Origin of the sequence: Veillonella tobetsuensis, from assembly GCF_002959935.1 — a bacterium.
GTDB classification, from domain to species: Bacteria; Bacillota; Negativicutes; order Veillonellales; family Veillonellaceae; genus Veillonella; species Veillonella tobetsuensis.
In genome coordinates this window covers 13,288-27,991 of sequence record NZ_PPDF01000013.1, presented here as the reverse complement: position 1 = coordinate 27,991, position 14,704 = coordinate 13,288, and the positions used below count along the sequence as shown (strand labels likewise).

The following is a 14,704-nucleotide window of genomic DNA, read 5'->3' as shown; positions in this document are numbered from 1 at the left end:
CACCGGCATCAATACTCGTATCTTGGTTGAAAGGAGGAATACCCATGAGCAACCAACAACAAGTTGATAACTTGGTAGAATTATTGGATGGCTACTCCCAAAAAGGTGGTCACCATTTGAACGTTAACGTGTTCACTCGCGAAACATTGTTAGACGCTCAAAAACATCCTGAATTGTACCCTCAATTGACTGTTCGTGTATCTGGTTATGCAGTACACTTCAGCAAATTGACAAAACAACAACAGGACGAAGTTATTTCTCGTACATTCCATCAACAAATCTAATCGAGGTTTTCTATGACTGGACGTATTCATTCGATTGAAACGATGGGTACGGTTGATGGTCCAGGCATGCGCATGGTGGTATTCCTACAAGGATGCCCCATGCGTTGTGCTTATTGCCACAATCCTGATACATGGAATGAAACTAGCGCCGAAGCTAAGCTCATGACCGTTAAAGAATTGTGGGACCAGTACGAACGTAACCGCCAATTTTATACTAATGGTGGTATCACCGTCACAGGTGGGGAAGCTCTGATGCAAATCGATTTTGTAACTGAGCTTTTCACATATTTCCGTGAAAGAAACGTCCATACCTGTTTAGATACAAGTGGAATTTGTTTTGATCCCCACCAAGAGGTGGCATACCGTAAGTTACTGAGCGTTACCAGTCTCGTAATCCTAGACATTAAAGAAATCGATCCTGCCAAACATCTGTGGCTAACAGGCAAACCGTTAGAGCCCATTCTCGGGTTTGCTCGATTAACAGCAGACGCGGAAGTTCCGGTTTGGGTTCGTCACGTAGTAGTCCCAACGATTACAGATAATGCTGATCATCATTATCGGCTAGGATTCTTTCTAGGGTCGCTTAAGAATCTACAGGCTGTTGATTGCTTACCCTATCACGTCATGGGTACTGCCAAATACAAGGAGTTAGGTATTACCTATCGCCTCGACGGCATCCCTGCTGCCACAAAAGCTGTAGCAGCACAAGCAACTAGAACTGTTGTGGAAGGCATCAAGGCCTATAGACGCCATTGGTGGAGTCCCATCAAAACTCAAATCAATCATAATCAAGTTTGAGGATAACTACCTCCCTTGATATATATACCTATATATACCAAGACTTGATCTATGATAGCCCTAAACAATAGAGCCGCCCCCACACAACCGGGGACGGCTCTTATTGTGTTTAAATAAACTTTCTATCATACAAACGGGCTGCAATGAGGACAACCAAACAGGACCCCACATTATGAACTAACGCACCAGTAGTAGGTGTCAAAACCTCAAGTAATGAAAGAATAATAGCGATACAGTTAATGGCCATTGATAAAGCAATACTAAATTTAATAGTTCTAATCATAGCATCTGATAGTCGCTTAATATAAGGAATTTTGCTAAGATCTTCACTCATCAATGCAATATCAGCTGTTTCTATGGCAATATCACTACCGATACTCCCCATTGCAATACTCACATCAGCAGTCTTCATAGCTGGTGCATCATTAATTCCATCACCAACCATACAAACCTTGTGGTGTTTTCCTTGCAACTCTTCAATAATACTCACTTTTTCGCCAGGTAAAAGCTCCGCATGTATTTCAGAAATACCTGCTTTTTTGCCAATATATGTAGCTGTTTCTTTACTATCCCCCGTAAGAAGTACTGTTTTCATAGCTAGGCTAGAGACTGCAGACAACATATCTGCCGTATCTCGTCGCATAGTATCAGATAAAGCAATAATACCTATAATATGATCTTTATCGGCAATAATGATAGATACCTTTCCTTCACTTCGATATGTATTAACGTTTTGTTGAACCCTTTCATCAACAATAATATTATGTTCCTCAAGAAAACGTTCATGACCACAATATAATGTAACACCGTTTATTACGGCAATAATGCCTCTTCCTACGGACATTGTAAACGAAGTAGTAGCAAGTATTTCTAAATCTTGATATATGGCATGAGAAACGATAGCCTTGCCAATAGGATGCTCGCTCTTAGCCTCTGCAGATGCAGCTAATTGAAGAATATCGACCTCACTATAATCTGTATCAACGACCAAAATAGATTGAACCGATAACTGACCACGTGTTAATGTGCCGGTTTTATCAAATGCCATAGTATCTACTTTTCCCATAGTTTCAAGAATTTTACCAGATTTAATAATAACGCCATGTTTAGTAGCTTGACCAATAGCGGCCATAACCGCAGTAGGTGTAGCAAGCACCAATGCACAAGGACAAAATACTACCAACACAGTAACACCGACGATGATATTTCCAGTTACTATATATCCTATACATGCAATCATCAATGCAATAGGAACCAATCGACTAGCAACAGTATCAGCTATACGCTGAATCGGAGCCTGTTTCTGTTCCGCATTTCGAATAAGCTGAATCATTTTTTGAATAGAACTATCTTCGCCCACTTTAGTAGCTATAATATCTATGGCACCAAAACAGTTAATAGTCCCACCAAATACATCATCATCAATTGTTTTATCAACAGGTATTGACTCACCTGTCATAATGGATTGATCTACCGTTGTTTCACCGTTAATGATTCGCCCATCTACAGGTATTGTTTCGCCCGGAAGGATTCGCAAGTAATCACCACTTTGTATAGACTCTACGGAAATCATTATTTCTTTGTTATCTTGTATTTTACGACCCTTAACAGGTACTAACGAAATTAACTTTTTTAACCCCTTTTTTGCTCGCTCGGTAGTTGATTCTTCAAGGAGAGCGCCTAAAGCCATAATAAACGCTACCTCACCAGCCGCAAATATATCTCCGATGGCAACGGCTGCAAACATAGCCATAGAAATCAATAGAGCTGATGAGATTTTACTAATTCCCTTATTATATACGATCCTTCGAATAGATAAATACACAAGAGGAAAACCACAAATAATAACGGTAACCCAAGAAGGCTCAAAAGGGAATATATTTTGAAACGGACTCTGTCCACCAAACTCCTCTATCAAATGCGGAATCCCATCAAGCAGTAAAAATAGCCCCGCTAAAATCGTCATATATAAACCAGATAATATATCATGTATTCGATGTACCATACAGCAATCTCCCTTATAAAACTTTCACTATCAATATGAATTGAATTATGACTATACTTACAGTACAATAATTACGATAGCGAACACTTTGTTCACTTTAATTGTATCAACCTATGGTTTTAATACAATATATAAAACATCATATATGTTCATTACGGAACATATATGATGTTTTGTACTAAAAGCATGACAGGAGTTAATATGGATCGTAGACAGAAAAGAACTCGCAAAGCCATATTCATAGCTTTTAACGAATTATTATCTAAAAAGGCGTATGACAAAATCACCGTTCAAGAAATCATTAGTGCCGCAGATATTGGCCGCACCACATTTTATGCTCATTTCGACACAAAAGAGGCTTTACTAGAAGCCCTCTGCGAAGACTTATTTTTACATATAAAAGATAGTATTAATCATTTACCTCATGCTCATGGGCTTTATCAACAAAGTATTTACCCAGTCTCAGTATTTGGTCATTTATTACAACATTTACAGCAAAATGAAAATAAAATCCTCGAACTACTAGCTAGTGATAATAACGAAATCTTTTTGCGCTATTTTAGAGATCATCTAAATGAGTTGGTGCAAGGATATTTCATCAATCAAGACCGTAAAGCAAATACAAATCTACCGGATGACTTTATCATCAATCATATTTCAGGTAGTTTTGTCGAAATGGTGTTATGGTGGGTAAAAAACGGCATGAAAGAATCGCCTACAAAATTAGACAATTACTTCCATGCCGTTATAGAACCTATTATATAATTATTTAAATTCTATCAAGATACAACATTAATTGGTTCACCCTTAAAAAAGGCTTGTACATTATCGCGAATAATGCCTACCAATCGTTGGCGTGTTTCTAGGCCTTTCCACCCCATATGAGGTGTGATGATGACATTATCGAGTGTATATAGAGGGCTATCCTCTGCTGGAGGTTCTACCTCTTGTACATCAAGGCCTGCACCTGCAATGCGTTTAGCTGCCAATGCTTCACAAAGATCTGCTTCATTAATGAGTGCACCACGACCAGTATTAATGATAATCGCTGATGATTTCATCTTAGCGATTGTATCCTTATTAATCATATGTTTAGTTTGCTCATTCAATGGGCAATGCAATGTAATATAATCACTATTTTCTAGTAATTCATCAAGGCTCACATAACGAATGCCATCTCCATCAGCCTTTGGTGTACGTGTATGAATCAAAATATTCATGCCAAGTGCTTTTGCTACTTTAATCACTTCCATACCGATATGACCAGCACCAACCACACCTAGTGTTTTACCATTTACTTCTGTATGGCTCACTTGTAGATATTTTGTAAAATTACTACGGTCACCTTTAGCAAGCATACCGATTTGTTGCTGCATAGTGGATGCAAAGTTGAGGATCATCATAATCACTGTATGTGCTACACGTTCTGTGCTATAAGCTGGTATATTACAAACCGTAATCCCCTTTGCTCTCGCCACAGCAAGATCGATATTGTTATATCCAGTCCCAGCCTCAATGATAAGCTCTACTGACTCAGGGAATTGTGAAAGTAACTCTGCCCCTACAGGCAATTCTTTTGTTACCAACACACGAGCCCCTTGAATGCGTTCAATAAGCTCTGCATTAGTACTATCATCATAGACCTGTACATCATTTGATAGAACAGAAAAATCTAGTAAATGATCATAATTCATCTTGCCTGCATTTACCACTACAACTCGTTCGTTCATAATATCCTCCTCTATGTTTCTATGATTTGTGAAAGCATCTTATATACTAATTATACTACCAAAAGCTGTGAATTATACGTCATATTCAATATCATCCTATACTAATTATGACTAATAACATCTAGATAATAAGTATAAATGAAATTTTAGCATAAACTTTCACAAAAACTATTGTTTAATTCCACAAAAGTTATACAATAAAAGTAATGTAAATTAGGAGTAATGAATATCATGAGACCAACATATTTAACGATTGATACAAGCTTGGTTCGCGAGAACCTACGAAAAATAAAAGATAGCCTCCCTGAATGGAGCACATCCACAGCGGTTATCAAAGCCAACGGCTATGGTCATGGCAGCGTTATGATGGGGCGTATCGCTGTTGAAGAAGGCTATGAATCCTTGGCTGTTGCGATTCCAGAGGAATCGGTGCCTCTTCGCAATGCAGGCATAATGGTCCCTATCTACTTATTGGGGCTCACTAGACCTCAATCGTTTGAACTCGTGGCCGATACAAACTCGATTCCCGCAGTTTGCGAATCCACTGATTTAGAAGCCCTCAACAAGGTTGCAGACAATCACGACATAATTATTCGCGTTGCGGTGGCTGTTGATACAGGCATGCATCGTATTGGGATCAAGCCAGAAGATGCGGTGGAGTTTATCAAACGTGTTGAGTCATTTCCTAACCTTGCAGTGGATGGATTCTTCTCACATATGAGTAATGCTGATGCGGCAGATCAAAGCCACGCACATGGACAAGCGCAAAAATTCCATACAATGGTAGATGAAATCCGGGCATTCCGTCCAAATGAGGATTATCGTTTTTCCCTCGCCAATAGTGCAGGATTATTATCCGTCAAAGATAGCTTATTTACAGATGCTAGACCTGGTATTATCCAATACGGCATCATGCCATCTCTGGACGTGCCAAATCGTCTAGGTCTTAAACCGGTACTCTCTTTCCATAGCGAAGTGGTACATGTACAACATCTAGATGCTGGTGAAGGCATTGGCTACGGTTCTACCTATGTGACTCCTGGGCCAATGACCATTGCAACGATTCCTGTTGGCTATGCTGATGGTTATCCTCGAAGCCTATCTAATCGAGGTACCGTCCTCATCCAAGGTACTCGTTGCCCTGTGGTAGGCCGTATCTGTATGGACCAATTCATGGTGGCAGTGCCAGATACAATTACAGTAAAACCAGGCGACAAGGTTGTATTATTAGGTTCTCAAGGTCATGAAAGTATCTCAGCTCTTGAAATTGCAGCGCTTGCGTCCACCATTCCTTATGAAATCTTCTGTGGGTTCTCCGATCGAGTACCACGACAATATATATAAACGACTAAGAGGCTGATATTCGTATTTACGAATATCAGCCTCTTTCAAGAATAAAAGCACCACCAATATCTTGGTGATGCTTTTATTCTCCTATACCATGCACATGTGTGTGTGGAAAAGATAATATTTATGAAAAGGGAGGGAAGCCCTTCATAAGGAGGCCCAAAGGCGACAGATAACATAGGAGAGAGTCAACGTAAGTCTGTCCAACCAGAGGGCCTTGGTGAATGCATATGGGAGATGTTATGCATTCATTAGCGCCGATGGGATAGCGCTAGCTCCGTGTAATGGTATAGTAGTTATTCACTAACTGAATTCATCTTACCTATCTCATATGAGATATAAATTAAATTATTAAGATTTACTATTATCCGGCATGAAATATATGTGAAAATTTGGCTATATCACCATATAATATAAGAGTTTATATTCATGAATAATCATTTCATATTAATGACTATATGTACTACAATGCCCATATTATCAGTACTCTTTATAAATTCAAAGAATACATGTCAAAATAAATATAGTAGTCCATAATTCATGAGCAAATTTTTAGAAAATTTCATAAAAATAAACATATCGCTCCCAAGAAATAGGAGCGATATGTTTTCGTACAGCCAATAGGCCTATTCAATTATTCCTTACAGTAGTAATTATTCTTTATAGTACTGACTATTCTTCATGTGAAACAGGGCTTACCATCTTTAAAGAGGGCTTCCAGTTAACCAAATAATAGCTATATACATTAACAAACGGAATTAAAAACCCAAGAATCCAGAAGGCACTGCGCCCCGCATCATGTAATCTACGATAACAAGCAGCAATATTAGCCGCTAACCACCATACACCCATAAGGCCTCCGTAAAAATTATTCATAAATTCATTTACAAAATACGAAGATACGGCAAAGGGTAATACCTTTTGTAAGATTACAGCAACAATAATATAAATCAGCCAAAATAGGAAGTTTCCCCAGAAAATTTCATAACGCTTAGTGCGGCTTTTATAATCTATAACACCATCAAAGAACATATATTTATAGGCCTCTAAACCCTTGCCAATCCCCAGTGAATCGGTCCAGCTTTCACCTTCCTTAGCAATAGGCATAATTGGTTCATAGGTCAATTCATAATTCCCTATCACTTGGCCCCCATCAGGTAATCCATACGTATTACGGACCTTATTTTTACGAAGAAAACAGGATGCTAAACAAACTAAATGCATTATCGCACTACCGCGGAACATGAGCATAAATGTATCATCAAGGGATAGATGAGCTCCTGTAAGTATAGGCTTAAGGAATATAATGCAAAGTACAAGGGTTGTTATAATAACAACGATAAAGGCAAAGGTTCCTACAGCAGGCGCCCAACTGCGATTTACATCGTTATAACGTCTTTTAATGAGTACCGCAACCAATAGATTCGTTATAAACACTAATATAGCGGCGCACCAATAGAATGTGGGGCCACTAATAAGAAAAGGCGATGTCGCCGACATGGTTATCCCCTTATCCACAGTCATAGTTACGCGACCACCTAAAACAGATGCTAATAAGATAAGCATGGTCCACGTATAAATAATATGGATATTGATAATCGCAAACGCATACGGGAAGTTCGTTATCCGCCTATTCTCCTTTATGCTTTTTATATTGCTTAGAAACGCTCTCCACTCTTCTTTAAGCTGCATAGCATACACCTCTCTCAAAAAACACATAAAAATGCCACAGGGCCAAAACCTTGTGGCATTGGAATCATAATTAAATTTATATCATTGTATCAAAACAAATGCAACTATTTAACGCCTTTAACAGAAAGTAATTCACCTGTGAAAGCTTCAATGATGACTTCGATTTCTTGATGATTAGCTGCACCAAACTCTACATCATATACGAAACGGCCTTTTTCATTTTTTACAGACCAGCTATTAAGGCTTGTCGCTTGACCTTGTGCTTGAGCAAAGGCAAAGTTAACGATAGCTTGTGGCGGCAAAATACGAGTAGGGTCAAAGGCTTTGCGTTCTAAAGCAACTTTGTAGTCCCCGTCTTTTGTTTCGCTCATTTGATCTGTACTGAAATTATATTTCAACTCATATTTACCAGTTGTATCGAAGCCCTCTACTTCATATTTGATTTGACTATCTTCGCCATCAAATGCAATTTCTGTAATCGCTGCTTTTGGATGTCTTTCAATAAAGGCATTAAGCAAAAGATTAGCACCCGCAATCCCTGCATGATTAGCATCAACAGCCTCTACTGTTGGTTCTACAGGTACAATATCAGCCGCATTTACAGCAGGTGCGTTTACCCCAAATGCCGCTGCTAATGCTAACGCAATACTACCTTTTACGAACAAAGATTTCATAATATCCTCCTACATAAATAGTTTAGTAAATATTCCATATATCTCTATTATACACAATAAACGGTGTTTCACGAATAAAATAATCACACACAGCGGCACTTATGATACAATTTATATATCTATATACTATCTAATCAATACATACAAGTGAGTGCTATGATTTCCTTATATCCAACCTTTTATCACACATTTCAATGTAAAGCAAATAATTGTCGTCACACATGCTGCCAAAAATGGACCATCGATATTGACGAAGATACTGCGGCTAAATACAACGCATTACCTACACAATTAGGGAAAGACCTTCGTAATTTTATTACCATCGATGATGAAGGGGCCCATTTTATATTTAGCGTCGAACAACCGACCTGTCCCCTTTTACAAGAGGATGGTCTATGTCGTGTGGTTTTAGAGCTCGGTGAAGAAGGTTTATGCGAAACATGCCACATGCATCCTCGTTTCTATAAATACATAGAAGATCTAGAGCTTTGTGGTGTAGGGCTCTCCTGTGAAGAATCCGTAGAAAAGTTGCTATCCTCTAAAGGAGATCAAGTGCAATTTACCATAGAGGATGATGAGGGCGAGTTTGGAGCAGATGAACGTCCCCTATTAGAGAATATATTTGAACTGCTAGCATTGGATATTGACCCTGAACTTTGTCAGTTAGAGCTGAATCAATCAATATCATATTGCCAGGGGCTAATTGATTTATATGCAAAAACTGAACCCATTGATATAGAATGGACACAACAATTAGGTCATTTGAAAGCAACCCTTGCTAACGCAACTGTTAATAATACAACTGACCTCTTACAAACTACTAATCGCGATAAAGCCATTTTTAACAAGGTGTACCAATATATTTTATATCGACAAATCGATATGCTCGCAGAATATTCATTGAATGCCCTTGTACAATACGCCTTTAATGCGACCCTCTTTATTAGTCTAGCTGCGAGAGAATTTGGGAATCTACCAGAGCAGATTCGACGGTGGTCAGAGCAAATTGAATACGATGAAGATAATGTAGGATTTCTATTTGATACATACGAAAAAAGCAACTACGATATATAGTTCGTAGTTGCTCTTTTTTATGATGCATAAGCAACAAGGCACCTCCCCTTTACAGGGGTGTGCCTTGTTAGAATAATAATAAGCCTATAAATTTAATGCAAACCCATATGAGATATGCGCCAGTAATAACGAGTAAACCTTCAAATGTATTGCCCGAAATAGTAGCTCCACTTACACGTCCTACTACGGTAAGCAGTGACATCGTCAGTAATACACAGATAATACTTAGAAATACGCCGAGCAATAACACTAGCACTATAGGAGCTTTAGCAAAGCTAATAAGAACCCCTAAGCTGAACATATAGATACCAATTACCAGTTGTGCATATGCAATACAATGAAATACTCCGGTCAGAACGGTCATGGTATAGCAATGGCGTGAGCGCCACAGAGCATAGAGACTGATGAGGATTGCCATAAATAGCGCTTTCACAATCAATAGTAGCCAATGACTCATATCCCAAAGAGGCGTCTTATTATTCAATTGTTCTAACAGCCCATTAATTTCAACAACATTAAGCAAGCTAAGGTGCTCAAGTCTTGTAAATATGGTGGGATTCATAATGAAGTTTCGCATGGAATCCGCATAGACCGTATCGCCAATTACAGTAAACTGATAGCATATGATGGCTAGAACTATCATTACGATTAATTGGACAACACTAGTACGACGGCGATATATACGTACGCTGTCTGTATCTATGGGACCTGCTAATCGATCTAAAAATTCAATCATATGTCCTCTTTTAATACATACTAATACTTCAACACATTTGTTAGGACCTATGTGTCGGACCTAAACAAAGCAGTCCTTCATGAACTGCTCATTTATTATAACACAAAAGCAAGGTATACTCTATACCTTGCTTTCGATTTTTTATATATTTTTGTTAAGAATTATTTAAATTTATATACTATCTAATTATTGTAAGCTTGCTAAAATCTTAGTCAAGTTTTCATCCATTCTTTGAAGATATGTTTTGTCATCTTCGTTGCTTTCGATAGTGTAAATAGTTTCTACCTTAGCACCTACCTCTTGAGCTAATGTTTTGGATACTTCTGGACTAGCCATTTCTTCAGCAAAGATTGTAGTGATGTGATTTTCTTTAGCATACGCGATAAGCTCTGCTAATTGTGCTGCATTTGGTTCACCTTCAGCAAATACATCTTCTACGCTATTTTGTTCTAAACCAAAATCACGGCATAGGTATGCAAAGGCTGCGTGGCCTGTCACAAAGTTTTTATGAGGTGCTTTTGCAAATTCCGCTTCGTACTTTTTAATCATAGCATCTAATTTTGCTACGTATTCAGTGTAATTCTTTTCATAGTAATCTTTGTTTTTAGGATCTGCTTTTACAAGAGCCTCTTTGATATTTTTCACTTCAATTTTAGCATTTTTCAAAGATAACCATGCATGAGGATCTTCGGCACCATGTTCTTTAATTTCTTCAGGGTCAGTGTTTTTAATCGCCTCAACACCTTCAGTTGCTACAACAGTTACGAGCTTATCATTTTTAGCAGCATCGATTGCTTGTTGTGCCCAAGGCTCCATACCAAAACCATTGTAAACAAATACTTGAGCTGTTGCCAATTGTTTCATATTTTCAGGTTTCAACTCGAAATCATGTGGCTCAACGCCATCTGGAATAATGGTAGATACCTCAACCTTATCTCCGCCAATAGCCTTTGTGAATTCAGCCATCGCATTAAAACTTGTTACCACTTGGATCTTTTTACTTGCTTGTTCCTTCGGTGCGTCATTACCACAGCCTGCAAATAGAGCAGCCATCAATACACCAACTACTAACAAAACCAGTTTTTTGACCATAGTAGGCCTCCTTTTCTAAAACCTTGAGTACATATGCTATTATAGAATATATATCATTCCTTAATTGCAGTTGCGACTCAATTGCATTTGTAATATAGTTATAGTATAAACGTACTGAAAATTTTGTCAATTAGAAAAGTGGTTTTTATGTTATCAATTCAACATTTATATTTTTCCTACCATAATCAACCGCCCTATGTGCTAAACGACCTTAATTTAGAGGTTCACAGTGGCGACTATATTTCCATTGTAGGCGATAATGGTTCTGGTAAAAGTACGCTCTTGCGTCTCATACTAGGTTTTCTAACCCCTGTGAAAGGAACCATCACACGAGATACAAAGAATATTCGCTATGTATCACAGAAAAATGATTTTTCTCATGCAGGATTTCCTATTACAGTAAAGGAAATCCTTGATTCATACCGCAAGCTTTTAAAAATCAAAGATAAAAATGAAGTCAATCGTGTATTAGCACTCACTAATATGACGGAATTTAAGAACCGCCTCATCAGTAAATTATCTGGCGGACAAGCACAACGTGTATCTATCGCCCGTGCCCTTATCGGCAAACCTGACCTCATCATCCTCGATGAACCATCTACGGGTATTGATCGTAAAAGCCAAGAAGGTATTTATGCGCTTCTTCGGGATTTAAACCAAAAGCATCATATTACGATAATCTCTGTTGAGCATAATCTAGAGATGGCACTCGCTAATTCAACCAATATCTATCATATTGCCAACGGCCAAGGTCACCTCTGTTCTCCTGAACAATATGCAAGCGAAATCATGCACAACACGGGACGTAACCCCATAGATCATGAAAACTGCTCCTGTTTTACAGATGTAACAGCTCAGGCTCAGGCTCAGGCTCAGGCTCAGGCTCAGGCTCAGGCTCAGGCTCAGGCTGATGATACTACGATTGAGGAGGTGCGTCATGTTTAGTTATGATTTCATGCAAAATGCCTTCTTTGTAGCCATTTGCATTTCCCTACTCTGCCCATGTATCGGTATTTTCATGGTACTTCGCCGTTCCAGTATGATTGGGGACACCATGAGTCATGCGTCCCTTGCAGGGATTACATTAGGTTTGTTAACTAATACAAACCCTATTTTAGGGGCTTTCATATTTACAGCTATCTGTGGTGCGCTCATTGAATTCTTGCGGAAATATTTTTCTCATCACCTCGATTTGATTCTCACCATAATCCTATCCCTCAGTATTGGTACAGCCATTACGCTCATTAGCTCCGGTAAACTGAAAGCTAACGCCAATGTATTTTTCTTTGGCAGCATTCTCACCGTTAATACAGCGGATATGATCAGTATTGCTATGCTTACCATATTATCGGTACTCACGTTGTATCTACTATATAACTCCTTACTCTATATAGCATACGACGAAGAAGCGGCTCGAGTAGCAGGCGTAAAGGTAGATTTAATCAACTATATCTTTGCTATCTTAATGGCGGCAGCAGTCTCCATTTCTATCAAAATCGTGGGTGTCCTCGTATTAAGTGCCATGATTGCCTTACCTGTAGCCTCGGCCTTACAACTGGAAAAAGGATTTAGAACGACATTACTGTGTTCCATTGGATTTAGTTTACTAGCTATGATTATAGGCCTCTTTGGCTCTTATTATCTCAATGTAGCACCAGGTGGATTTGTTTCACTTACATCTGTATTCATTCTATTGGTAGTGCTTGTAATCAAGAATATAAAGACGGTTATACGTCGATTACAGTTTAGCAAATAAGAGGATATTATGACACTTACAAATTGGCCTGAAGGCATAAAAAAGACCAAACAGCGCGAAGCTATTTGGTCTGTATTAACTGATGCAACAAAACCCATTACGGCCATAGATATTGCGGAAGCAATCAGTGATGGTACAACATGGATGTCTACTATATATCGAACCTTAGAAATGTTAGAAACAAAGGGATTTATTACACGAACCACTATCATGGGTAGTGATATGGCATACTATGAGATTACTCCTCACACACATCGTCATTACGCAGTATGTACTAAGTGTGGTGACATGGTGCCACTCCATACATGTCCCGTTGTAGAAATGCCACAAGAACTAACAGATGCAGGATTTACTGTGACGGAACATCATTTGGAGATTGCAGGCATTTGCCAAAAATGCAAACAAACTAAGTAGATTATTTGATACCTTTCACTCTATTCCCCTCTCAAAGGGACTGTAACAAAACAGCCCCAAATACGTCTAAAAACAAAAAAGGTTCTATAATCATGGGGCTATAATAAAATAGCCCCTTCTTTTGTGTTTAGATAAATATACATATTTTTACATGAATATAAACCATTAAAAATCCATAGCAAAGATCATAAACAGACATACTAATACAAAAGGTATAGAGTAAATATAAAGCATTTTAGCAGAGCTACATAAATGCTCTTTATCATGAATTGACAAATCACTAACTTCTTTAACAGCTTTATTTTTATAATAAATATCACCCAATATAGCCACAAGAAAAATTATAATAAACACTCTTCTACCCCATAAGGTATAACCCCAAGGGGTTATAGTACCGCCTAATACAGCCACTCCTTTTATTAACTGACAAATCTTAAGTTCTATACTTTTTTTTAAGTCTATACTATTTAATCGAAATGAATGAACATTAAAAACATAGAATAAATATATGATAAATATACAAATTGTAATATATGTTGTGGCATTAAAAATCATACTATCACCTATCATATTATACGGTCGTGTGCTTCATTTTCGACACGAATCCATTGTTCAATTAGCTCCTCTTTCGATGCAGGAGGAAACCTTTTATTTTTATATGAATTATAATTATAATCTAGTGCATGTCCAGCAACAGTCGCCTCTACAGGACCAACAGTAGTTCCAAGAATTACCATTGTCGAACCATAAAATAAATCTCCACTCACTCTAGCCATTGCTCTCTCAGGCCCATATTTATCAATATTAGAGCTTTCATATGTCATCGATGCATAATTGAATAAACTACCTACTGGTGTTGCCGACCTCTTTGCATATGTAAATCACGACCTGTAATACGTACAGTACTGTCGCTAACAAGAGTACTACCCTGGGTCCACTCATCACAATCAACTACAGACTAAAGAATATCTTCTAATGCTATGGAAACAAAATTATAATGAATAACTAGAACGGGCACCAATAATTGAATTGGGGCCCTTTTCATTAACGATATTTTCTTAGCATATACAGAAACTATATCTAATATAAAAATTTCCCAATA

The 14,704-nt window shown here is 38.1% G+C and carries 15 protein-coding genes; 8 read left to right on the top strand and 7 right to left on the bottom strand.

Annotation, left to right across the window (positions count from 1 at the left end; all coding sequences use genetic code 11):
- Positions 1-44: 44 nt before the first annotated feature.
- Positions 45-284 carry an autonomous glycyl radical cofactor GrcA3 gene (gene grcA3 / locus VTHSUH11_RS08740; RefSeq protein WP_024066082.1) on the top strand — a complete coding sequence of 80 codons (240 nt, stop codon included), beginning with the start codon at positions 45-47 and terminating at the stop codon, positions 282-284.
- A 12-nt stretch (positions 285-296) separates the two neighbouring features.
- The gene (gene pflA, locus VTHSUH11_RS08735; RefSeq protein WP_105093389.1) at positions 297-1,082 is read left to right on the top strand and encodes a pyruvate formate-lyase-activating protein; all 786 of its coding nucleotides are present in this window, start codon (positions 297-299) and stop codon (positions 1,080-1,082) included.
- A 109-nt stretch (positions 1,083-1,191) separates the two neighbouring features.
- Here pflA and VTHSUH11_RS08730 read toward each other — a convergent pair whose 3' ends face one another.
- Entirely contained in the window at positions 1,192-3,087 is a 1,896-nt protein-coding gene (locus VTHSUH11_RS08730; protein WP_105093388.1) for a heavy metal translocating P-type ATPase, read from the bottom strand.
- Between the two features lie 201 nt (positions 3,088-3,288).
- Between VTHSUH11_RS08730 and VTHSUH11_RS08725 the strand changes: the two genes are divergently transcribed.
- A complete protein-coding gene (locus tag VTHSUH11_RS08725) occupies positions 3,289-3,852 on the top strand; it encodes a TetR/AcrR family transcriptional regulator (RefSeq protein ID WP_105093387.1) in 564 nt (187 codons plus the stop codon).
- Positions 3,853-3,866: 14 nt separating this feature from the next.
- Here VTHSUH11_RS08725 and VTHSUH11_RS08720 read toward each other — a convergent pair whose 3' ends face one another.
- A complete protein-coding gene (locus VTHSUH11_RS08720; protein ID WP_105093386.1) occupies positions 3,867-4,817 on the bottom strand; it encodes a 2-hydroxyacid dehydrogenase in 951 nt (316 codons plus the stop codon).
- Positions 4,818-5,048: 231 nt separating this feature from the next.
- Between VTHSUH11_RS08720 and alr the strand changes: the two genes are divergently transcribed.
- Positions 5,049-6,161, top strand: a complete 1,113-nt coding sequence (gene alr, locus VTHSUH11_RS08715) for an alanine racemase (RefSeq protein ID WP_105093385.1) — start codon at positions 5,049-5,051, stop codon at positions 6,159-6,161.
- A 675-nt stretch (positions 6,162-6,836) separates the two neighbouring features.
- Here alr and VTHSUH11_RS08710 read toward each other — a convergent pair.
- Together VTHSUH11_RS08710 and VTHSUH11_RS08705 are read right to left on the bottom strand one after the other, a co-directional pair.
- Positions 6,837-7,856 carry a DUF805 domain-containing protein gene (locus tag VTHSUH11_RS08710; RefSeq protein WP_219843294.1) on the bottom strand — a complete coding sequence of 340 codons (1,020 nt, stop codon included), beginning with the start codon at positions 7,854-7,856 and terminating at the stop codon, positions 6,837-6,839.
- A gap of 104 nt (positions 7,857-7,960) precedes the next feature.
- On the bottom strand, positions 7,961-8,530 hold the full coding sequence (locus VTHSUH11_RS08705) for a PepSY domain-containing protein (RefSeq protein ID WP_105093383.1): 570 nt from the start codon (positions 8,528-8,530) through the stop codon (positions 7,961-7,963).
- Between the two features lie 156 nt (positions 8,531-8,686).
- On the opposite strand from VTHSUH11_RS08705, the gene fliB reads away from it, so the two are divergent.
- The gene (gene fliB / locus VTHSUH11_RS08700) at positions 8,687-9,604 is read left to right on the top strand and encodes a flagellin lysine-N-methylase (RefSeq protein ID WP_105093382.1); all 918 of its coding nucleotides are present in this window, start codon (positions 8,687-8,689) and stop codon (positions 9,602-9,604) included.
- Between the two features lie 67 nt (positions 9,605-9,671).
- On the opposite strand, the gene VTHSUH11_RS08695 is transcribed toward fliB, so the two are convergent.
- Both VTHSUH11_RS08695 and VTHSUH11_RS08690 read right to left on the bottom strand, forming a co-directional pair.
- Entirely contained in the window at positions 9,672-10,340 is a 669-nt protein-coding gene (locus VTHSUH11_RS08695; RefSeq protein ID WP_105093381.1) for a hypothetical protein, read from the bottom strand.
- Between the two features lie 186 nt (positions 10,341-10,526).
- Positions 10,527-11,432, bottom strand: a complete 906-nt coding sequence (locus tag VTHSUH11_RS08690) for a metal ABC transporter substrate-binding protein (RefSeq protein WP_105093380.1) — start codon at positions 11,430-11,432, stop codon at positions 10,527-10,529.
- A gap of 147 nt (positions 11,433-11,579) precedes the next feature.
- Here VTHSUH11_RS08690 and VTHSUH11_RS08685 point away from each other — a divergent pair, with 147 nt between their 5' ends.
- The 3 genes from VTHSUH11_RS08685 to VTHSUH11_RS08675 are packed head-to-tail and all read left to right on the top strand — an operon-like array spanning position 11,580 to position 13,602.
- Positions 11,580-12,377, top strand: a complete 798-nt coding sequence (locus VTHSUH11_RS08685) for a metal ABC transporter ATP-binding protein (RefSeq protein WP_105093379.1) — start codon at positions 11,580-11,582, stop codon at positions 12,375-12,377.
- Positions 12,370-13,188: a metal ABC transporter permease gene (locus VTHSUH11_RS08680; protein ID WP_105093378.1), complete on the top strand. Its 819-nt coding sequence runs from the start codon at positions 12,370-12,372 to the stop codon at positions 13,186-13,188. The genes VTHSUH11_RS08685 and VTHSUH11_RS08680 overlap by 8 nt, the downstream gene beginning before the upstream one ends.
- A gap of 9 nt (positions 13,189-13,197) precedes the next feature.
- Entirely contained in the window at positions 13,198-13,602 is a 405-nt protein-coding gene (locus VTHSUH11_RS08675; RefSeq protein ID WP_105093377.1) for a Fur family transcriptional regulator, read from the top strand.
- Between the two features lie 165 nt (positions 13,603-13,767).
- Here the strand turns inward: VTHSUH11_RS08675 and VTHSUH11_RS08670 are convergent, their stop codons facing one another.
- Complete coding sequence (locus VTHSUH11_RS08670) at positions 13,768-14,157, bottom strand: hypothetical protein (RefSeq protein WP_105093376.1); 390 nt, start codon at positions 14,155-14,157, stop codon at positions 13,768-13,770.
- Between the last annotated feature and the right edge of the window lie 547 nt (positions 14,158-14,704).